Source organism: Buchnera aphidicola (Nipponaphis monzeni) (assembly GCF_006741185.1).
Lineage (GTDB): Bacteria > Pseudomonadota > Gammaproteobacteria > Enterobacterales > Enterobacteriaceae > Buchnera_H > Buchnera_H aphidicola_T.
Genome location: NZ_AP019379.1, coordinates 491253 through 512085, shown reverse-complemented (window position 1 = coordinate 512085; position 20833 = coordinate 491253). Strand labels below are relative to the sequence as shown.

Here is a 20833-nt window from a genome sequence, read left to right as displayed (position 1 = left end):
ATAATTATGGTTAAGACAATAGGATTTGGTTTTAAAAAATTGAATATAGAATTTAATATTATTCAAAAAAAAATTTTTTTTGTAGTATTTTCAATTTTAATTTTTAGGATAGGATCATGTATACCTATTCCTGGTATAGATACTACAGTGCTTTCTAAATTTTTTCATAGAAATAATGGCACTATACTTGAAATGTTAAATATGTTTTCAGGTGGAGCATTAAACCGGGCTTCTATATTTTCTTTAGGAATTATGCCTTATATATCTTCATCTATCATTGTGCAATTATTAACATTAATAGTACCTTACTTTTCGGATATTAAAAAAGAAGGTGATTCAGGACAACGTAAATTAAATCGGTATATTAGATATTTAACATTACTATTAGCAACTATTCAATCTATAGGATTTGTAGTTGGATTACCTAATATACCTGGAATAAATCATTTAGTTATAGAAAAAAATTGTTATTTTTATCTGACAGCTATGTTTAGTTTAGTTACTGGTACTATATTTTTAATGTGGTTGGGGGAATTAATAACAGACTATGGTGTTGGAAATGGTATTTCTTTGATTATATTTACTGGCATTATTTCTAGTATTCCAAGTTCTATTTTATACACAATAAATCAATTAAATCAGAGTTGTTTAAGTTTTTTATTTTTTATGATAGTAATATTATTAATATTTGTAATTACATATCTAGTTGTTTTTGTTGAAAAAAGTCAACGTAAAATTACTATTCATTATGGTAAGCAACAAAAAGGTCGTAAATTATATGCAGTACAAAATACTCATTTGCCATTAAAAGTAAATATTGCTGGTGTAATTCCTGCTATATTTGCTTCTAGTGTTGTATTGTTTCCAGCAACTATGTTAACTTGGTTTGGGATAGGAAAACATTGGAGTTTTGCATTAATTATTTCAGAATATTTTCGACCTAATTCTTGTATATATTTATTAGTATACAGTATTTCTATTTTTCTGTTTTGTTTTATTTACACAGGTTTAGTATTTAATGTTAGAGAAACGTCTGACAATTTAAAAAAATCAGGTGCTTTTATTCCAGGTATCAGACCTGGAGAACAAACTTCAAGGTATGTTAGTAAAATAATAATGAGATTAACATTAATAGGTTCTGTTTACATAGTTTTTATTTGTTTAATTCCGGAATTAATGAGAACTTTTTTAAAAGTATCTTTTTATTTTGGAGGTACGTCTTTATTAATTGTTGTTGTTGTAATTATTGATTTTATTAATCATCTTCAAACGTTAGCGTTGTCTAATAGATATAAAAGTATGTTAAAAAAATCTAATTTAAATTTTATAAAAGACTAATTTATTAATTAATATTAACTAAGGTAGTTTAAAGAGCATAAAATGAAAGTAAAGGCTTCCGTAAAAAGATTGTGTAAATCTTGTAAAGTTGTACGTAGAAAAAATGTTATAAAAATAGTATGCAGTATGGATCCTAAGCATAAGCAACGACAGGGTTAATTTACTGTTTTATTTATTTTAATTAGTAATAGGATTGTATGGAATAGTTTTTTAATGCTATAACTTTTGGAGTGTTTTCATTAGTATTTATTAATGATATTATAATTGTATTATTACAAATAGGTGTATTTGAATGATTCGTATTGCAGGTATTAATGTTCCTGATGATAAGTATGCATATATTGCTTTAAATTCTATATATGGTATAGGTAGATCGAGAGCTAAATTTATTTGTTTATCTCTGAAAATTTGTGAAAATATTAAAATTAAACAATTAACTAAAAAGCAAATAGAATTATTGAGAATCAAAATTTCTGAATTTATAGTAGAAGGTGACTTAAGAAGGGAAAAAACGTTACATATAAAACGTTTAATAGACCTTGGCTGTTATAGAGGAATTAGGCATAGAAAAAAATTGCCGGTAAGAGGTCAGAGGACTAAAACTAACGCTAGGACTTGTAAAGGTCCACGCAAACCAATAAAAAAATAATTGGGATTTTTAAAAATTATGGGAAAATTACATATTCGTTCTAAAAAAAAAAATATTAAAAGACAAATTTTAGATGGTATAGCTCATGTACATGCTTCTTTTAACAATACTATTGTTACTATAACGGATCGTCAAGGTAATACGTTAGGATGGGCTACTTCTGGAGGATCAGGTTTTAGAGGATCTCGTAAATCTACTCCTTTTGCAGCTCAAATAGCGGCAGAAAAATGTGCTGAATCTGTTAAAGGATATGGAATAAAAAATTTAGAAGTTATGGTTAAAGGACCTGGTCCAGGTAGAGAGTCTACTATAAGAGCTTTAAATTCTTTCGGTTTTAAAATTACTAATATTACTGATGTTACACCAATTCCACATAATGGATGCCGACCTCCTAAAAAAAGACGGGTATAATTTAAAATATTAAAATTATAAAAAAAGGAAAAATTAATGGCGAAATATTTAGGACCAAAATTGAAGCTTAGTCGTAGAGAAGGTACTGATTTATTTTTAAAATCAGGATTGCAAACTATAGATTCAAAATGTAAGATTTCTAATCCTCCGGGACAGCATGGTTTAAGGAAATTTCGATTATCAGATTATGCTTTGCAACTTAGAGAAAAACAAAAAGTAAAAAGATTATATTCTGTTTTAGAGCGTCAATTTAGGAATTACTATAAAAAAGCAGCTGCCCATAAAGGAAATACTGGAGAAAATTTGTTACAATTATTAGAAAATAGATTAGACAATGTAGTATATCGTATGGGTTTTGGAAGTACTAGATTAGAATCTAGACAATTAGTTAGTCATAAATGTATTATTGTTAATAACAATGTTGTGAATATACCTTCTTATCAAGTTTATGCTAACGATGTTATTTCTATTCATGAACATGCTAAAACACAATCACGTATTAAAGCATCTTTAGAATTATCAGGGCAACGTGAAAAACCAATATGGGTAGAAGTAGATATTCCTTCGATGAAAGGAATTTTTAAACATTCACCAAATAGAGAAGATTTACCTTCTGAAATTAATGAACACTTAATAGTAGAGTTATACTCGAAGTAATATAAATGTTTGAAAGAGGGAAAAATGCAAGGTGCTGTAATAGATCTTTTAAAGCCAAGATTAGTAAATATTAAACAACTTAGTGCTACTCAATCTATAGTTACGTTAGAACCTTTAGAGAGAGGATTTGGACATACTTTAGGAAATTCACTTCGGCGTATATTATTGTCGTCTATTTTAGGATGTGCTGTTACAGAAGTAGAAATTAAAGGAATATTACATGAATACAGTACAAAAGAAGGTATTCAAGAAGATATTTTAGAAATTTTATTAAATTTAAAAGGATTAGCAATAAGGATACATGGAAAAAATGAAGCAATTTTAACGTTAAATAAATCAGTTAAAGGTCCTGTAGTTGCTGCAGATTTGATGCATGATGGAGATGTTGATATTCTACATTTAGATCATCTCATTTGTAATATAACATGTGACAATACTAATATTAATATGAGAATTAAAGTGCAAAGAGGAAGAGGATATGTTTCCGCTGCGTCTAGAACAAGTATAATTAAAGATGAAAATAAAATAGGGATTTTAATGGTAGACGCTTGGTACTCTCCTATAAAACGTATTAGTTATAATGTTGAGGCAGCTAGAGTAGAACAGCGAACGGACTTAGATAAACTTATTATACATGTAGAAACTAATGGTACTATAGATCCAGAAGAATCTATTAGGCAAGCTGCTACTATTTTATCAGAGCAACTTGAAGCATTTGTTGATTTAAAAGACGTACGCACCCCTGAAGTTAAGGAAGAAAAACCAGAATTTGAACCTATATTGTTACGACCAGTGGATGATTTAGAACTTACAGTACGTTCAGCTAATTGTTTGAAAGCAGAATCTATTCATTATATAGGTGATTTAATTCAAAAAACTGAAGTAGAATTACTAAGAACTCCAAATTTAGGTAAAAAGTCTTTAACAGAAATCAAAGACATTTTAGCTAGCCGCAATCTGTCATTGGGTACTAAAATAAAAAATTGGCCTCCTATTAATCTTGTAGAAGAGTAACAATTATATTGTTTAACAGGTTTTAGTAATACCATATTTTAATAAATTATTTTATTGGATTCATTAAAAGGTATAAAATATGCGTCATAAAAAATCGGGTAGACGTTTGAATAGAAATAGTAGTCATCTTAATTCTATGTTAATGAATATGGCTTGCTCTTTATTTAATCATGAACAAATTAAAACTACTTTAGAGAAAGCTAAAGAATTAAGAAGTGTACTAGAGCCTATAATTACTTATTCTAAGGTAGATAGTAATACACGTAGAAGAGCTATTTTTTCTAAAATTCGTAATAATATTATAGTGAATAAACTATTTAAAGATATTGGACCTCATTTTCTTGATCGTCCGGGGGGATATCTTAGAATTTTAAAATGTGGTTATCGTAAAGGAGATCAAGCTAAAATAGCATATGTACAATTAGTTGGTAGGAATGTTAAAAAGCAAATTTAATTAATTATATTAATTTTTTTGATATATTATTTTAAATATATATGTAATTTTTAATTACATTAACTAATAATAGTTATTGTATAAATAACTATTATTATTAATATTATTAATAATAATTTTTTTATTAATTTCTTATATGTTTTAAAGTATATGTTTATGGAATAAACAATTTTTTGTAGGCATTATAAATATCTATTGAATTAATAATTTTCTTTCCAGGCATTTGTATACTTTGTATATTTAAAATATTATGAGAAGTTGCTATTTGCAAACCTTTTTTATTTAATGTAACAATTTTCCCAGGAATATATTTTTTGGTATTTTTCAACACTGAAGCTTTCCAAACTTTGATTTTGTGATTATTAATGATAAAATATGCTGTAGGGTAAGGATTAAAAGCTCTAATTGTTCTATTTAATGTTTCAGCTGGTAAATTCCAATTTAATTGACCCTCTTTTTTTTCAATCTTTTTTGCATATGTAGCATTAGTGTCATTTTGTTTTACTAGAGAGTATTTCCTAGTTATTATTTTAAATAATGTAATAAACATGCATTTAATACCTATTTTATATAATTTTATATATAGGCTACCTTTTGTATCATTATTATTAATTGGGCATTGTAATATATGTATAATATCTCCAGTATCAATGAATTCATTCATAATAAAAGTTGTAATTCCCGTTTTTGTTTCTCCATTTAAAATTGATCTTTCGATAGGAGATGGGCCTCTTAATCGAGGTAGTAATGATGCATGGATGTTAATGCATCCTAAAGGAAACATTGTTAATATATATTTTGGTATTATTAATCCATAGGATACTACTAACATTAAATCAGCATTTAACGTGTAAATTTTTTTTTTAATTTTTGATGATTGTAGTGATTTTGGTGTAATAATTATAATATTTTTTTTTAATGCAAAACTTTTTATTGGAGAAGGACATATTTTATTACCTCTTCCAGAAATGCTGTCAGGTTTTGTTAATATAGCAATTATTTGATGTTTTGAACATAATAATGCATTTAAATGTTGAACAGCAAATTTAGATGTTCCCGCAAATATGATTCTTAAAGATGTTTTATATTTTTTTATAGGTATTAAAGACATCTGATGATCCCTATATTATTGAATGTTTTTATAAATTGGATAAATAATCAATAAATAAAATTCCCTTTAAATGATCTATTTCATGTTGAATACAAACAGATAGTAACGAATTTGCAACTAATTTGATGTTAATACCATTGTAATTTGTAGCACATATGTGTATTTTTTTTGCTCTAGTGATTGTTGCTTTTGTACTAGGTATAGATAAGCATCCTTCTTCAATACGTGCTATTCCTATTTTTTTTTTTATTTTAGGATTAATTAATACTAATGGTTGAATATTTTGAATGTTATTTATTACAATAATTTGTAAATTAATGTTGATTTGGGTGGCTGCTAGTCCAATTCCATTTTTTGAATGCAGAGTTTCAAACATGTCATGAATAACTTTTTTAATATATTTGTTAATTTGAATTACAGGTTTAGCAACTTTACGTAATCTAACATCTGGATATTGTAATATTTTTAGTATAGTCATTTTGTTTTTTTTTAAAAAATAACATTATTATTGACAATTAAATAAATTATATAATTTTTCATAAAATGTTTTGGTGTTAGTTATTAATAATGTATTAAAAATAATAATTTTTTGAATAATATGCAATATTAAAATATATTTTGTGTTATGAGTAATCTAAAATTTTTTTATAAGAATTTTATATTTTTTAGTTATTTTATTTGTTTATAATGTTAACTTTAAACTAATATTTTATTAGTTTGATTTTATAAAGTTATAGTTAATTTTTTTTTAGTGTTAAGTATAAATTTACTACAATATGATTGTTCTTTAATAATTATAAGTTTAACATATTTATGTTATATAAATAATAAAATTTGTGTTTAATTTATATTATTTGTTATGAATGTTTATAAAAACTTATGTTTTTTAGTACTATTTGGAGTATACATAAATAAGTAATTATTTTTAGTTTATTTTTTTAACAGTACATTATAGATATAAATAATTATTTATATATATTGTTATCTATTCAAAAAATATTAAGTATGAGTTTACATTATTATTATATAATATCTATATTTCAATATTTATTATTAATAATAATTGATAATAAATATATAATTATATTATAGGTATATTTTTTATTATTAGTTAATAATAATTAGTTATCAATAACTTGTCGCGTTATGAAGATTAAATATCTATATATTAAGTATTATTCATTATTTAGAATAAGTAAATTGTTAATTAATTGGTTTGTATAAATTATTTATAAATATTTTTAATCATTTTTATGATATATATAGTAATATAACATATGAAATTTATTTAAATATTTTATTGTTATTTGTAGGTAATATTTATTACTTTAATGAAGTAATATTTTTTATGTAATAGTTTTTTAGTACGATTATTATTAATAATATAGAATTAGTATAAAATATTTTTGTTAATATGTTTTATCTTTTAATAAAAGTTATAGTTTCGTTGTTTTTTAAAAATAAAATCTTAATTTTTAAGATGTTTTTATAAAAAAATATTATTTTAGGATGACATAATAATGAACCAGTATGCTGTTTTTGGTAATCCTATTAAACATTCTTTGTCACCTACTATTCATAACTTATTTTCAAAGGAAATGAAAATATATCAAGAGTATATTGCTATATATACTCCTATTCAATCTTTAGAAGATTATTTATCAGTTTTTTTTAAAAATCTTGGTAAAGGAGCTAATATTACATTACCTTTTAAACATAGAGCATATGTATATTCAGATATATTAACAAGTCAAGCTCGACTTTCTGGATCTGTTAATACTTTGAAAAAAATGGATAACAATTTGATTTTAGGTCATAATACTGATGGTTTAGGTTTGTTGTATGATCTTAAAAGATTAAAATTTATTAACCATGCTAGTAATATTCTATTAATTGGTGCAGGAGGAGCAGCTTATGCTGTGATTCCTGAATTGCTTTCATTTGGATGTAGCATTTTTGTGTTTAATCGTACGTTAATTAATGCTGAAAAAATGGTATTAAAATTTAAAAATTTAGGGAATATTTGTTGTATAGATTGGTTAGATAATAATATTCAAGTATTTGATTTAATAATTAACGCTACTTCTAGTAGTATGTATAATATGAAACCAAATATACCAGTTACATGTATTAGTGCACAAACGTTTTGTTACGATATGTATTATTTAATAGATAATATGACTTACTTTTTATTGTGGTGTAAGAAACATGGAGCTACACGTATATCGGATGGTTTAGGAATGTTGGTGAGTCAAGCAGCGTATGCATTTAAATTATGGCATAATAAATTTCCAGAAATTAATCAAATTATATATAAATTGAAAAATGAATAATTTAAATATAATTTTTTAGTATATGTTAAATATTTTAAAGTAAAGAATTGAAATATTAAAAAATTTTTTGATAAATTTTATTAGTGTCTATGTTATTTTTATTATAAATATATATAAATTACTTTATTGCAATAAAAACTTGACTAATATACATTATTCTGTTAATACTATTAGCAGTTAGAATTTATTATAAAAAGTTAATTTTAACATACTAAGTTAATTAGTCCCCTTCGTCTAGAGGTCTAGGACATCGCCCTTTCACGGCGGCAACAGGGGTTCAAATCCCCTAGGGGACAATAAAATTAATTAATCGATTATTTTTAATTTAAAAATTTTTTTAAATTAAAAATAATGCTCTTTAAAAAGTCGGAATAAACAAATTTATATAATATTTTTAAAATATTATAGTTAAAACATCTGTGGGTTGTAAGATTAAGCAAAAAAGCGTATATGACGGATGCCTTGGCAATCAGAGGCGATGAAGGACGTGCTAATCTGCGAAAAGCGTCGGTTAGTTGATATGATGCGTTATATCCGGCGATATCCGAATGGGGAAACCCGATACATAATTTATTGTATCATTTTTAACTGAATAAAATAAGTTAAAAAAGCAAACCAAGAGAACTGAAACATCTAAGTACCTTGAGGAAAAGAAATCAATTGAGATTCCCTAAGTAGTGGCGAGCGAAAGGGGAAAAGCCCAGAGTTGATCAAGTTTCATAAAAAATTTAGTAGAATAATTTGGAAAAATTAGTGATACAAGGTGATAACCCTGTATATTAAAAGTTTTTTTGTTACTAACTCAAAAAGTAGAACGGGACACGAGAAATCTTGTTTGAAGATAGGGGGACCATCCTCTAAGGCTAAATACTCCTGATTGACCGATAGTGAACTAGTACCGTAAGGGAAAGGCGAAAAGAACCCCGGTTAGGGGAGTGAAATAGATCCTGAAATCATATACGTACAAGCAGTAGGAGCTTTTTTTATTTTACGTTAAAAGTGACTGCGTACCTTTTGTATAATGGGTCAGCGACTTGTATTTTGTAGCAAGGTTAACCATAATAGGGGAGCCGTAGGGAAACCGAGTCCTAAATAGGCGATTTTTTTTAGTTGCAGGATACAGACCCGAAACCCGGTGATCTAGCCATGGACAGGTTGAAGGTTGGGTAAAACCAACTGGAGGACCGAACCGACTAATGTTGAAAAATTAGCGGATGATCTGTGGTTAGGGGTGAAAGGCCAATCAAACCGGGAGATAGCTGGTTCTCCCCGAAAGCTATTTAGGTAGCGCCTCGTGAATTGATTTTTGGGGGTAGAGCACTGTTTCGGATAGGGGATCGTATAGGTCTACCAAACCGATGCAAACTCCGAATACCAAAAAATTGTATCACGGGAGACACACAGCGGGTGCTAACGTTCGTTGTGGAAAGGGAAACAACCCAGACCGCCAGCTAAGGTCCCAAAGTTATAATTAAGTGGGAAACGATGTGAGAAGGCTCAAACAGCCAGGATGTTGGCTTAGAAGCAGCCATCATTTAAAGAAAGCGTAATAGCTCACTGGTCAAGTCGGCTTGCGCGGAAGATTTAACGGGGCTAAATTATACACCGAAGCTGCGGCAATTTTAAGTTTATTAAAATTGGGTAGGGGAGCGTTCTGTAAGCCGATGAAGATTTATTGTAAGATAAGTTGGAGGTATCAGAAGTGCGAATGCTGACATGAGTAACGATAAAGCAGGTGAAAAACCTGCTCGCCGAAAAACTAAGGTTTCCTGTCCAACGTTAATCGGGGCAGGGTAAGCCGACACCTAAGGTGAGGCTGAAAAGCGTAATCGATGGACAACAGGTTAATATTCCTGTGCTTAATATTACTGCGAAGGGGGGACGGAGAAGGTTAGATCATCCAAGCGTAGGTAGTCTTGGTTTAAGCGTGTAGGAGTAGATAGTTAGGCAAATCCGATTATCTGTTAATCTAAGGCGTTATGACGAATTACTACGGTAATGAAGTGATTAATACCATACTTCCAAGAAAAGCCTCTAAGCTATAGGTAATGTTAAATCGTACCGAAAACCAACACAGGTAGTTAAGTAGAGTATACTAAGGCGCTTAAGAGAACTCGGGTGAAGGAACTAGGCAAAATAGTGCCGTAACTTCGGGAGAAGGCACGCTAGAATGTAGGTGATAAAAACAAGCTTTTTTGAGCTGAATCTAGTCGAAGATACCAGCTGGCTGCAACTGTTTATTAAAAACACAGCACTGTGCAAACATGAAAGTGGAAGTATACGGTGTGACGCCTGCCCGGTGCCGGAAGGTTAATCGAAAGGGTTAAGAAGTTATTATTATTCTAAAGCTCTGGACTGAAGCCCCGGTAAACGGCGGCCGTAACTATAACGGTCCTAAGGTAGCGAAATTCCTTGTCGGGTAAGTTCCGACCTGCACGAATGGCGTAATGATGGCCAGGCTGTCTCCACCCGAGACTTAGTGAAATTGAAATCGCTGTGAAGATGCAGTGTACCCGCGGCAAGACGGAAAGACCCCGTGAACCTTTACTATAGCTTGACACTGAACACTGATTTTTAATGTGTAGAATAGGTGGGAGGCAAAGAAGTTTAGACGCAAGTTTAAATAGAGCCAACTGTGAAATACCACCCTTTAAAAGTTATTGTTCTAACCTAATGCCGTTATCCGGTATAGAGACAATGTCTGGTGGGTAGTTTGACTGGGGCGGTCTCCTCCCAAAGAGTAACGGAGGAGCACAAAGATTGGCTAATTACGGTCAGACATCGTAAGGTTAGTGTAAAGGCATAAGCCAGTTTAACTGTGAGCGTGATAATGCAAACAGATGCGAAAGCAGGTCTTAGTGATCCGGTGGTTTCCGTATGGAAGGGCCATCGCTCAACAAATAAAAGGTACTCCGGGGATAACAGGCTGATACCGCCCAAGAGTTCATATCGACGGCGGTGTTTGGCACCTCGATGTCGGCTCATCACATCCTGGGGCTGAAGCAGGTCCCAAGGGTATGGCTGTTCGCCATTTAAAGTGGTACGCGAGCTGGGTTTAGAACGTCGTGAGACAGTTCGGTCCCTATCTGCCGTGGGCGTTGGAAGATTGAGGGGATCTGCTTCTAGTACGAGAGGACCGAAGTGGACGTATCACTGGTGTTCGGGTTGTCATGCCAATGGCATTGCCCGGTAGCTACATACGGAAAAGATAAGTGCTGAAAGCATCTAAACACGAAACTTACCCCAAGATAAGTCTTCCCTGAAACTTTTTTATAAAGTTTACTGAAGGGACGTTGAAGACTACGACGTTGATAGGCTAGGTGTGTAAGCGTAGCAATACGTTGAGCTAACTAGTACTAATGACCCAAGAGGCTTAATCTTACAACACCAGAGATGTTTTAATTTGTTTATTATACAGACTAATGATAGACTTTTAAACTTTTTTAAAAATACAAAAATAAAATTTAACCCACCTGACCATCATAGTGTTATGGTACCACCTGATTCCATTTCGAACTCAGAAGTGAAACATTTCAACGCCGAGGGTAGTACGGGGCATCCCCGTGTGAGATTAGGAAAAGGCCAGGTGTGTTAAATTATTTTCTTATAAAAATAACATTTTAATATTTAAAAAATAAATTGGTTTTTTGATTAACTTGTTTACTTTTTATTATAATTTTTTTTTAAAAAAAAATTTTGAATTTAGTACTTATATTCATGTAAAGGTAATGTAGATGTCAAAGATTAAAGGTAATGTTAAGTGGTTTAACGAATCAAAAGGATTTGGGTTTATTACTCCTGAAGATGGAAGTAAAGATGTGTTTGTTCATTTTTCAGCGATTCAAAGTAACGGATTCAAAACTTTAACAGAAGGGCAAAGTGTTGAATTTGAAATTACCGAAGGGGTAAAAGGTCCTTCTGCTGCTAACGTTATCAGTTTGTAGAATTAGTGGTTGTAAAATGTTATAGAGATTTATTTTTTATGTATTTGAGACACTAGAATTGTCTCAAATACATCTGCGCTTGTTTATAAACAAATAACTTTTTTAAATTTAAAATATTATCTTAACCATATTAATTTTGCTAAGTTCATAATATAAATTTTTAATTTGAAATAAATTATTAGCGTGAATAGTAACAGATATAGAAATGTAGTTTCCTTTGTTACTTGATTTTATTTGAGGAGTATAATCTCCAGGTATTTGTAATTGAATTACTTTTATTATGTTGTCTACTAACTCAGGATTTGCAGTTCCTATTATTTTATAAGTAAATGAACAAGGAAATGTAAGCATCGATTTTAATTTTTTTTCCATTTATAATCCTATTTAGCATATCTATAGTTTTTAGATATAATTGTTGTATATATAAAATAATGAGATTGCATTATTATTAATAGTTTTATTATTAATAAAGTATATTAAAGTAATAGGACGATTATACATTATAAAATAATAATATACTAAATATTATTTAATGATTTAATTTTTAGTAATTAGTGTTGGTATATATGTATATTTTTATAGTTTAATAATATGTAAATATTTGTTTAAATTTAAGTATAATAAAAAGTTATGTTAAAAATTTTTAATACTTTATCCAATAAAAAAGAAGTTTTTAAATCAATTCAAACTAAACATGTAAATATATATGTTTGTGGTGTAACTGTATATGCACTTTGTCATATAGGACATGGTCGTACTTTTATTATTTTTGATATGATTATACGCTATTTAAAATTTTTAGGGTACACTATACAATATGTACGAAACATAACTGATATTGATGATAAAATTATTCAACAATTAGTAATTCATAAAAAGGATTTAAAATCTTTTACTAATGACATGATTAAAGCAATGCATATTGACTTTTCTATTTTAAATTTAATTAAACCTACTAACGAACCTTTAACCACAGTGTACATTCCCTTTATTATTCAATTTATTAAAAAATTATTGAAAAATAAATGTGCTTATATAGCTACTAACGGTGATGTATTATTTTCAGTAAAAAGTTTGTCTAGTTATGGAAAATTATCTAATCAAAAAATTAATTTCTTAAAATTAGGAAATAGAAATTTAAAGTTAGAAAAAAAAGATCCTTTAGATTTTATAGTTTGGAAACTTAAAAGCAATAATTTTTTAAAAATATCTTCTGAAATGACAAATGAACTATTTTGGAGTTCACCATGGGGTATAGGAAGACCAGGATGGCATATAGAATGTTCTGCCATTAGTCAATTTTATTTTGGTCATAAACTAGATATCCATGGGGGTGGTAATGATTTATTATTTCCTCATCATGAAAATGAACGATCTCAGTCAATTTGTATAAATAATAAAGAAAATGTAAAATATTGGGTACATGCAGGTTTGTTAGTAATTGATAATGAAAAAATGTCTAAATCGTTAAACAACTGTTTGACTTTAAAGACAGTTTTACAATTATATGATTCAGAAATTGTAAGATATTATTTTTTGTCTACTCATTATAGAAAACCACTACATTTTTATCATGATAGTTTAAAACAATCAGAATGGTCATTAAGAAAAATTTACTTCGCATTAAAAGATATGAATTGTAATGTTTTTTTATCATATAAAAGTTTATCTTTTGAGTTAAGTTTTAAAAAGGCTATGAATGATGATTTTAATACTCCTAAAGCAATTTCTATTTTGTTTATTTTAGTAAAAAAAATAAAATTTCTAAAATTAAAAGATATTAATAAAGCGAATGAATTAGCTGCCAGGTTACGTCAGTTAGGTAATATATTAGGTTTATTATTCCATGAACCAAACACATATTTGTGTAAAAAAAATCAATGTAATACTATACTTTCTATTAATAAAATTAAATTATTAATTCAAATAAGAAATAATGCAAGAAAATTAAAAAATTGGAAAAAAGCTGACGCTTTGCGTAACAAATTATTTAAATTAAGAATAGTTTTAAGGGATTCTAAAAATGTAACGTTATGGGAATATTACTGAAGAAATTAAATATATTTCAACATATAACATAAAATATGTTATCAAATATTTATTTATTTATTTATTTATTATAATTTTTTTCATAAGATTCTAGGGTATTTTGTAGTAACGAAGTAACAGTCATTGGGCCAACTCCTCCAGGTACTGGAGTAATATAAGATGTTCTAGAATATGATGAGCAAAAGTCTACATCTCCAGTAACGTTTCCATTAACCAATTTGTTTATTCCTGCATCTATAACTACTGCTCCTTTTTTTATCCATTTGCTTTTAATAAAATTAGGTTTTCCAATAGCTGTTATTAATAGATCAGCATTTTTTGTATGGTATTTCAAGTTTTTAGTAAATCTATGTGTAATGGTAGTAGTACATCCAGCTAATAACAATTCCATACTCATTGGTCGGCCTACTATATTTGATGCTCCAACTATAACAGCATTTAATCCGTGTGTTTTTATTTTATATTCATTCAATAGTGTCATAATACCTTTAGGAGTACATGCATGCATAGAAGGAATTTTTTGACAAAGTAATCCTGTGTTATATGGATGGAATCCATCAACATCTTTTGATGGTATAACGCTATGTATAATTCTTGCGGTATTAATATGTTTAGGTAAAGGAAGCTGTATTAAAATACCATCAATTGATTTATTAGTGTTTAAATAGTTAATTAATGATAAAATTTTACTTTCAGTAGTATTTTTAGAAAATTTCCAACATTTAGAAATCATTCCAACTTTTTTACATGCTATTTCTTTGTTATCTATATATATTTGAGAAGATAAATTATTTCCAACTAGTATTACAGCTAATCCAGGAGGTCTTTTGCCTTCTTTAATTTTTAGAGCTATTTTTTTAGCTATTTTATTTTGTATTTTTTTAGATATTTTTTTTCCGTCAATAATTTTTTTTAACATCATTGTAATTTACCTTATTTAAATTTTTTTGAGAGTTTTTATAAAAATATATTAACATTTTATTATATATACGTATTTTACAAAAATATACTTGCATATTTTTTAAATATAATGTTATATTTATAATTCATTTGTATTATATTTTAAACAAAAAAACGCACTCTTAGCTCAGTTGGATAGAGCAACGGCCTTCTAAGCCGTGGGTCACAAGTTCGAATCTTGTAGAGTGCAGTAGTTTTTTTAACATTTTTAATGTTAATTATTTTTTTTTAAAACAATATTTATTTCATGATTAATACGTTGGATATTATTATTTCCATTAATTTTAAAATATTTTAAATATTTTTTTTTGGATTGTTTTAAATAATATTTAGTTAATAGTTGAATGTTTGACTTATATTCTTTAAGTCTTAATTGAAGTATTTTATTTGTATCATCTTTTCTAATACTCAAGATTTCACCTGTTATATCATCAAATCCTAATTTCTTTGGAGGGTTGTATACAGTATGGTATATTCTCCCAGAAGGTACGTGAATCATTCTGTTTTTTATACGGTCTTTTAATACGTACGTTGATACTAATAATTCAATTACATATTCTATATGAATTTTTTCTTTTGTTAGCATGTAAGCTTGCTTTAAGTTTCTTGGAAACCCATCTAATAAAAATCCATTTTTACAATCTTTTTTTAAAATTCTTTTTTTTAATAAATCATAAACAATATTATCAGCTACTAACTTACCTTGATTAATTTGTTTTGTGATGTAATTTTGAAAATTTTTATTTTTTTTGAAAGCATTTCTTAATATATCTCCTATCGATATTTTAGTAATATTATATTTTTTAGTAATAAAATTGGATTGAGTACCTTTTCCACTACCTGGAGGTCCTAACATAATAATACGCATACATTTTTAATCTCTGAATTATTTTAATAAGATATATATATTTTTTGTAAGTACAGTACAAAAGTATAAAATATTATTTAGTACAATATTAACTAAAAAACATTTTAAAAAATAAGTTAGTTTTGAGTTTTATATAGATAATAATTTATTAATTCTATTAATAAATTGGTTAGGATCATCTAAAGTACCTTTTTCTACAAATAAAGCTTGTTCAAATATCAATAATATCCAATCTTTAATGTTTTTTTCTTCTACAATTTTACTTATTTTTTGAATTAATGCATGTTCTGGATTTATTTCTAAAATATATTTTATGGAAGGTACAGATTGACCGGCAGCTGAAAATAATTTAGCCATTTGAGTACTCATTTCTTTAGCTTCTGTAACTAGTATAGATGGTGTATGAACTAATTTATAAGTTACTCTAACATCTTTTATTTTATTTCCTAAAATTTTTTTTATTTTTTCTAAAAAAGGTTGCATTTTATTTTGTAAATTTTGTTCATTAATTTGAGGAATAATCAATTTATTAATGAAGTCATCAGGTTTATTGGCAGGGCAAAATTTTTTGTCTTCATATTCATTTAAATAATTCATCATCCATTCATCTATTTTTTCAAAAAGTAGTAATACATCAATATCATTTTTTAAAAATATTTCTAAATGAGGGCTATTTTTAGCTGATTCGTAACTATCAGATGTTATATAATAAATTTTATTTTGGCCTTTTGCCATATTAGTTGTATATTTTTTTAAAGATAAAGTTTGTTCAGAATTATTATGTTTTAATGAAGTAAACAATAATAAATTCATAATAAACTGTCTGTTTTGAGGATCCTCAGCTGGGCCTTCTTTTAAAATAGTGCCAAATTGTTGCCAAAAAACATAATATTTTTTAATATCATTATTAAACAAATTTTGTAGAGTATTTAGCAATTTTTTGGTAATTGTTTGACGAATTTTTTGAATAATTTGATTGTTTTGCAAAATTTCTCTAGAAATGTTTAATGGCAAATCATTAGAATCTACTAAACCTTTTACAAATCTTAAATAGTTAGGTAAAAATTGTTCTGTATCCTCCATGATAAATACTTTATTTATATATAATTTTAATCCATGTTTATGTTCTCTACTCCAAATATTCCAAGGAGTTTTTGAAGGAATAAATAATAATATTATGTACTCTTGATTACCTTCTACTTTATTATGAGTCCATGTTAAAGGTTCTTGAGAATCTTTAGTAAGATGTTTGTAAAAATTAATGTATTCTTGATTGCTAATTTCTGATTTGTTTAAAACCCATAATGCTTGAGCTTTGTTAACCTGTTCCCAGGTGTATTCATTTTGTTTTTTATTAAATTTTTTAATATTTATTGGTACGTTAATGTGATCAGAATATTTATTAATTAATTCTTGAATTTTCCAGTGGTGAATAAACTCTTGTTCTGTTTTTTTGAAGTATAAAATAATATCCGTTCCAAATTCTTTTTTTTCAATTTTCTGAATTGTATAATCTCCTTTTCCATAAGACTCCCACAAAAATCCTTCATTAATTTTCAATTTAGCAGAACGAGTTTGTACTAACACTTTTTTTGAAACAATAAATGATGAATAAAAACCTACTCCAAATTGTCCAATTAATTCATGTTGATGTGAAGAATTGTTTGATTTGAGAGATTGTATAAATTTTTTAGTTCCTGATTTGGCAATAGTTCCTAAATTGTTTATTATTTCGTGTTCTTCCATACCTATTCCATTATCACTAATAGTTAATTTATTTAATTTTTTATCTATAGTGATATTAATGCAATAGTTGGTATTAATTGGATATTTTTTTGGTTCCGAAATAGATAAAAATCTTAATTTGTCTATTGCATCAGATGCATTTGATATTAATTCTCTAATAAATATTTCTTTGTTAGAATATAATGAATGGATCATTAATTTTAGTAATTCTTTTGATTCGGATTGAAAAGAATATGTTTTGCTTGTATTCATGTATTATTCCTTGATTGTTCATTAATTTTTTATGTATGTTTTTATATTGTATAAAATTTATATTTTTATTTAATATAATAGTATTATTGTATAATTACAATAATTAAAAATTAAATGGAAAATTAAATCCAGTAGGTATTTGAGTATTTGTAGATAACATAGACATTCTTTTTTTTTGTTCTTCAGCAATACGTCTAGCAGCATCATTAAATGCAGCAGTTGCTAGGTCTTCTATAATTTCTTTATCGTCTTCTAATAATGTTTGATCTATTTCAACTCGTTTACAATTATGAATTCCATTAATAGTAACTTTTACTAAACCTGCTCCAGATTCTCCAGTCACTTCAATTTTTGCCATTTCTTCTTGTAATTGTGACATTTTATCTTGCATTTGTTGCGCTTGTTGCATAAGATTATTAATTTTATCTTTAGTAAACATTATTTTTTATTCCTGTTAAATATTACGTATCAATTATTTTATTCGGACGATTTGTTTAATAACAGCACTAAATTTTTTTTTAAAAGTTAGAAGATTAATATCTTTTTTTAATATTTTTTGTGTTATGTTAGATAAATTAGTACAAGATGTATTTATATTTTTTTTTATTTGTGACGTTAGACATTTTTTAGGTTCAACATTTTTTGTTTTACATGTTAAAAAAATAAATTGTATTTTTTTTTTAAAATATTGTTTTTTTTATTTATATTTTGGTTATTTTTTAGATTATAACTGATTTTTTTTTGTATTGATAATAATTTTCTTATTTTTATTATTGATTCTATTTTATTCATCTTAAACTCGTTGTAAAAACAATGTTAATATTGTTATTTTCTATGTAAAAAATATTTTATTTAATAAATATATTATTAGTTCAATTATTACTAAAAATATTTATTTTATAATATTTTTAATGTTTTGTTATTAGTTAATATTATGTTAAATACAGTATTTTTAACAATAAAATTTCAACTCCTATTTTATTATTAGGTGATAACGATAAATTTTTTCTACCAATCATTAATATATTGTAATAGGAATGAATTATTTGCATACATGTTTGGTCAGTAAGTTTTTTAATAAGTTGTTTATAAGATATCATATATGCGTTTTTTTCTGGAAAAATGCAAAAAGTTTTTAACACAGCCATATAATGCATTAATCTCATGATTTCTAACAATAAGTTATCCCAATCAATTTCTGTAAATTTTTTAGAATATAAAAATTCAAATATAAATTTTACGTTTTTTTTAAATAACGCTTCAGTTAAATGAAATATTTCATTTTCGTCAATCATTCCAAATATTTGTATAGTTTTTTTATAAGTAATTTTTTCATAACTTACTGATATTGCTTGTTCTAAAATATTTAATGCATCTCTTACACTTCCTTCTGATTTACTTGCAATAAGATGTAATGCAGATTGTTCAAAAAAAATATTTTCAACTGTTAACACGTTTTTTAGATGAGTGTATAATTCTATTTGACTTAAGGGTTGTAAATTTAAAGATAAGCATCTAGATATAATAGTATTAGGTATTTTAAATTTATTAGTTGTTGATAATATAAATTTAACATGTTGAGGAGGTTCTTCAATTAATTTAAGTAAATAATTAAAACTATAATTTGAAAGCATGTGTGCTTCGTCAATCAAATAAATTTTGAATCTTCCTTTAATAGGATAATATTGAATATTTTCTAATATTTCTTTAATATCTTCTATTTTAGTTTTAGAGGCAGCATCTATTTCTATTAAGTCTAAAAAACATCCTTTTTCAATATCTTTACAATTTGCGCACAATAAGCAAGGTTCTTTAGAAATACATTTTTCACAATTTAAACTTTTGGCGATTAATCTAGAAATTGTTGTTTTGCCAACTCCTCGTATACCAGATAATAACCATGCTTGATGTATTCTATTTAAGGATATACTATTACATATTGTTTTTACAATATATTCTTGACCAATAACTTCTTTAAAAGATTTAGGCCTCCATTTTTTAGTTATTATATTATAGTTTGTATTATTCATGATGTTTAATAAACGTATGGGTTACTAGTTACTAGTTTATCATATTTTTTTTACACTTGTTAAGTAACTTAGATAATTTAAAGTATTTAAAATATTGCAAAAAAAAAAATAATAGAGTACAATTATAGTTGTACTTCTGCTAGTCCTTTAATTCTATTATTATTTAAAGAATTGGTCAGGTTTGGGAAAAAGCAGCCAGATTAGATAAAAATAGGTATTACAGTAACATAGCTAGCAGAAGTTTTTTATATATTACTTAATAAGTGTATTTAACAAAAAATGTGTTTTTATTAAAATATTTTTTTTAACAAAATTGTGTATTGCATATTATGTATCAGTACATGTTGTTTTACATACATATTTATAAAATGTGAATATTCAAGTATTTTACTATTTTATATAGCATTTTTTAAAAAAATATGTTTAGTTTTTTAATATATTAATTAATATATACTACTTTTCATATTATAAGTTTAATTATTAATTAACTTAAACGATAAATAAAAACATATTTCTTTATATTTTTTTGAAAAAAGATTATTGATAATAATTGTTTGTTTAAAATGTTTCAATATTTTCTTTTGTGCATAATATATACATTTATTGAATTTTTTAATTAATATTAATTTTTTAACAAATTTTTTATTAAAAAAAAATATATGTATATTTTTATATACATTTTTATTTTTATATAGTTTTATATAAATAATTTTTTTTATTATTAATGATAATTAGTATAAATTTTTTATTCATAAATATATCTAATAATTTAATATTATTTATTTAATTATTTTTTTTAAATGAAAAGAATACAAAAAATTAATTTATCACATATTAATAATGTTATTAGTACTAAATTAAAAAAAGTTTTAAATATGTAATTAAAAGCATAATATTTAATATTACTCATATTCTATATGAGTTTTTTTAAAAAAATTAGATATATTTAAAATGAATATTAAATAACTAAATAATGTTTGTTTAATATAATAATTTTTTTAAATAAAATTTGAAATT

At 26.2% G+C, this 20833-nt stretch carries 18 protein-coding genes, 2 tRNA genes and 2 rRNA genes; 14 read left to right on the top strand and 8 right to left on the bottom strand.

What is annotated here, in order from left to right:
* Positions 1 to 6: 6 nt before the first annotated feature.
* The 7 genes from secY to rplQ all read left to right on the top strand — a co-directional run bounded on the left by secY (position 7) and on the right by rplQ (position 4523).
* Entirely contained in the window at positions 7 to 1338 is a 1332-nt protein-coding gene (gene secY / locus BUCNMO_RS02015; protein ID WP_158345129.1) for a preprotein translocase subunit SecY, read from the top strand.
* A gap of 42 nt (positions 1339 to 1380) precedes the next feature.
* Positions 1381 to 1497 carry a 50S ribosomal protein L36 gene (rpmJ, locus tag BUCNMO_RS02010; RefSeq protein ID WP_158345127.1) on the top strand — a complete coding sequence of 39 codons (117 nt, stop codon included), beginning with the start codon at positions 1381 to 1383 and terminating at the stop codon, positions 1495 to 1497.
* Between the two features lie 133 nt (positions 1498 to 1630).
* Positions 1631 to 1987 (top strand): 30S ribosomal protein S13, encoded by a 357-nt coding sequence (gene rpsM / locus BUCNMO_RS02005; protein WP_158345125.1) that lies wholly within the window; start codon positions 1631 to 1633, stop codon positions 1985 to 1987.
* Between the two features lie 18 nt (positions 1988 to 2005).
* Entirely contained in the window at positions 2006 to 2398 is a 393-nt protein-coding gene (gene rpsK / locus BUCNMO_RS02000; protein ID WP_158345123.1) for a 30S ribosomal protein S11, read from the top strand.
* Between the two features lie 36 nt (positions 2399 to 2434).
* The gene (gene rpsD / locus BUCNMO_RS01995) at positions 2435 to 3055 is read left to right on the top strand and encodes a 30S ribosomal protein S4 (protein WP_158345121.1); all 621 of its coding nucleotides are present in this window, start codon (positions 2435 to 2437) and stop codon (positions 3053 to 3055) included.
* 24 nt (positions 3056 to 3079) lie between these two features.
* Positions 3080 to 4069: a DNA-directed RNA polymerase subunit alpha gene (locus BUCNMO_RS01990; RefSeq protein ID WP_158345286.1), complete on the top strand. Its 990-nt coding sequence runs from the start codon at positions 3080 to 3082 to the stop codon at positions 4067 to 4069.
* Positions 4070 to 4148: 79 nt separating this feature from the next.
* The gene (gene rplQ / locus BUCNMO_RS01985; protein ID WP_158345119.1) at positions 4149 to 4523 is read left to right on the top strand and encodes a 50S ribosomal protein L17; all 375 of its coding nucleotides are present in this window, start codon (positions 4149 to 4151) and stop codon (positions 4521 to 4523) included.
* 154 nt (positions 4524 to 4677) lie between these two features.
* On the opposite strand, the gene fmt is transcribed toward rplQ, so the two are convergent.
* Together fmt and def are read right to left on the bottom strand one after the other, a co-directional pair.
* Positions 4678 to 5634: a methionyl-tRNA formyltransferase gene (gene fmt / locus BUCNMO_RS01980; protein ID WP_158345117.1), complete on the bottom strand. Its 957-nt coding sequence runs from the start codon at positions 5632 to 5634 to the stop codon at positions 4678 to 4680.
* A 28-nt stretch (positions 5635 to 5662) separates the two neighbouring features.
* Entirely contained in the window at positions 5663 to 6112 is a 450-nt protein-coding gene (gene def / locus BUCNMO_RS01975) for a peptide deformylase (RefSeq protein WP_158345115.1), read from the bottom strand.
* Positions 6113 to 7154: 1042 nt separating this feature from the next.
* Here def and aroE point away from each other — a divergent pair.
* The 5 genes from aroE to cspE all read left to right on the top strand — a co-directional run bounded on the left by aroE (position 7155) and on the right by cspE (position 11911).
* Positions 7155 to 7967 carry a shikimate dehydrogenase gene (gene aroE, locus BUCNMO_RS01970; RefSeq protein ID WP_158345113.1) on the top strand — a complete coding sequence of 271 codons (813 nt, stop codon included), beginning with the start codon at positions 7155 to 7157 and terminating at the stop codon, positions 7965 to 7967.
* A gap of 223 nt (positions 7968 to 8190) precedes the next feature.
* Positions 8191 to 8263, top strand: a tRNA-Glu gene (locus tag BUCNMO_RS01965).
* 134 nt (positions 8264 to 8397) lie between these two features.
* Positions 8398 to 11348, top strand: a 23S ribosomal RNA gene (locus tag BUCNMO_RS01960).
* Between the two features lie 91 nt (positions 11349 to 11439).
* Positions 11440 to 11555: ribosomal RNA gene (gene rrf, locus BUCNMO_RS01955) — 5S ribosomal RNA — on the top strand.
* 146 nt (positions 11556 to 11701) lie between these two features.
* The gene (gene cspE / locus BUCNMO_RS01950) at positions 11702 to 11911 is read left to right on the top strand and encodes a transcription antiterminator/RNA stability regulator CspE (protein ID WP_158345111.1); all 210 of its coding nucleotides are present in this window, start codon (positions 11702 to 11704) and stop codon (positions 11909 to 11911) included.
* Positions 11912 to 12019: 108 nt separating this feature from the next.
* On the opposite strand, the gene ybeD is transcribed toward cspE, so the two are convergent.
* Positions 12020 to 12283 (bottom strand): DUF493 family protein YbeD, encoded by a 264-nt coding sequence (gene ybeD / locus BUCNMO_RS01945; RefSeq protein WP_158345109.1) that lies wholly within the window; start codon positions 12281 to 12283, stop codon positions 12020 to 12022.
* A gap of 258 nt (positions 12284 to 12541) precedes the next feature.
* Between ybeD and cysS the strand changes: the two genes are divergently transcribed.
* Entirely contained in the window at positions 12542 to 13960 is a 1419-nt protein-coding gene (gene cysS, locus BUCNMO_RS01940) for a cysteine--tRNA ligase (protein ID WP_158345107.1), read from the top strand.
* Between the two features lie 61 nt (positions 13961 to 14021).
* Here cysS and folD read toward each other — a convergent pair whose 3' ends face one another.
* Positions 14022 to 14879, bottom strand: a complete 858-nt coding sequence (gene folD, locus BUCNMO_RS01935; protein WP_158345285.1) for a bifunctional methylenetetrahydrofolate dehydrogenase/methenyltetrahydrofolate cyclohydrolase FolD — start codon at positions 14877 to 14879, stop codon at positions 14022 to 14024.
* Positions 14880 to 15036: 157 nt separating this feature from the next.
* Between folD and BUCNMO_RS01930 the strand changes: the two genes are divergently transcribed.
* Positions 15037 to 15110: transfer RNA gene (locus BUCNMO_RS01930), tRNA-Arg, on the top strand.
* Between the two features lie 24 nt (positions 15111 to 15134).
* On the opposite strand, the gene BUCNMO_RS01925 is transcribed toward BUCNMO_RS01930, so the two are convergent.
* The 4 genes from BUCNMO_RS01925 to dnaX all read right to left on the bottom strand — a co-directional run bounded on the left by BUCNMO_RS01925 (position 15135) and on the right by dnaX (position 19816).
* Positions 15135 to 15788, bottom strand: coding sequence for a nucleoside monophosphate kinase (locus BUCNMO_RS01925; RefSeq protein WP_158345105.1), 654 nt, complete (start codon positions 15786 to 15788; stop codon positions 15135 to 15137).
* A gap of 129 nt (positions 15789 to 15917) precedes the next feature.
* Positions 15918 to 17786 carry a molecular chaperone HtpG gene (htpG, locus tag BUCNMO_RS01920; RefSeq protein ID WP_158345103.1) on the bottom strand — a complete coding sequence of 623 codons (1869 nt, stop codon included), beginning with the start codon at positions 17784 to 17786 and terminating at the stop codon, positions 15918 to 15920.
* A gap of 103 nt (positions 17787 to 17889) precedes the next feature.
* Positions 17890 to 18225, bottom strand: a complete 336-nt coding sequence (locus BUCNMO_RS01915; RefSeq protein ID WP_158345101.1) for a YbaB/EbfC family nucleoid-associated protein — start codon at positions 18223 to 18225, stop codon at positions 17890 to 17892.
* 493 nt (positions 18226 to 18718) lie between these two features.
* Positions 18719 to 19816: a DNA polymerase III subunit gamma/tau gene (dnaX, locus tag BUCNMO_RS01910; protein WP_158345099.1), complete on the bottom strand. Its 1098-nt coding sequence runs from the start codon at positions 19814 to 19816 to the stop codon at positions 18719 to 18721.
* Positions 19817 to 20833: the final 1017 nt, after the last annotated feature.

Excerpts from the sequence above, each read along its gene's own strand:
- BUCNMO_RS01990 (WP_158345286.1), top strand. The coding sequence starts at position 3,080 with ATGCAAGGTGCTGTAATAGATCTTTTAAAGCCAAGATTAGTAAATATT.
- secY (WP_158345129.1), top strand. The coding sequence starts at position 7 with ATGGTTAAGACAATAGGATTTGGTTTTAAAAAATTGAATATAGAATTT.
- rpsK (WP_158345123.1), top strand. The coding sequence starts at position 2,006 with ATGGGAAAATTACATATTCGTTCTAAAAAAAAAAATATTAAAAGACAA.
- rpsM (WP_158345125.1), top strand. The coding sequence starts at position 1,631 with ATGATTCGTATTGCAGGTATTAATGTTCCTGATGATAAGTATGCATAT.
- rpmJ (WP_158345127.1), top strand. The coding sequence starts at position 1,381 with ATGAAAGTAAAGGCTTCCGTAAAAAGATTGTGTAAATCTTGTAAAGTT.
- BUCNMO_RS01925 (WP_158345105.1), bottom strand. The coding sequence starts at position 15,788 with ATGCGTATTATTATGTTAGGACCTCCAGGTAGTGGAAAAGGTACTCAA.
- folD (WP_158345285.1), bottom strand. The coding sequence starts at position 14,879 with ATGTTAAAAAAAATTATTGACGGAAAAAAAATATCTAAAAAAATACAA.
- htpG (WP_158345103.1), bottom strand. The coding sequence starts at position 17,786 with ATGAATACAAGCAAAACATATTCTTTTCAATCCGAATCAAAAGAATTA.
- aroE (WP_158345113.1), top strand. The coding sequence starts at position 7,155 with ATGAACCAGTATGCTGTTTTTGGTAATCCTATTAAACATTCTTTGTCA.
- dnaX (WP_158345099.1), bottom strand. The coding sequence starts at position 19,816 with ATGAATAATACAAACTATAATATAATAACTAAAAAATGGAGGCCTAAA.
- cspE (WP_158345111.1), top strand. The coding sequence starts at position 11,702 with ATGTCAAAGATTAAAGGTAATGTTAAGTGGTTTAACGAATCAAAAGGA.
- cysS (WP_158345107.1), top strand. The coding sequence starts at position 12,542 with ATGTTAAAAATTTTTAATACTTTATCCAATAAAAAAGAAGTTTTTAAA.
- rpsD (WP_158345121.1), top strand. The coding sequence starts at position 2,435 with ATGGCGAAATATTTAGGACCAAAATTGAAGCTTAGTCGTAGAGAAGGT.
- def (WP_158345115.1), bottom strand. The coding sequence starts at position 6,112 with ATGACTATACTAAAAATATTACAATATCCAGATGTTAGATTACGTAAA.
- rplQ (WP_158345119.1), top strand. The coding sequence starts at position 4,149 with ATGCGTCATAAAAAATCGGGTAGACGTTTGAATAGAAATAGTAGTCAT.
- fmt (WP_158345117.1), bottom strand. The coding sequence starts at position 5,634 with ATGTCTTTAATACCTATAAAAAAATATAAAACATCTTTAAGAATCATA.
- ybeD (WP_158345109.1), bottom strand. The coding sequence starts at position 12,283 with ATGGAAAAAAAATTAAAATCGATGCTTACATTTCCTTGTTCATTTACT.
- BUCNMO_RS01915 (WP_158345101.1), bottom strand. The coding sequence starts at position 18,225 with ATGTTTACTAAAGATAAAATTAATAATCTTATGCAACAAGCGCAACAA.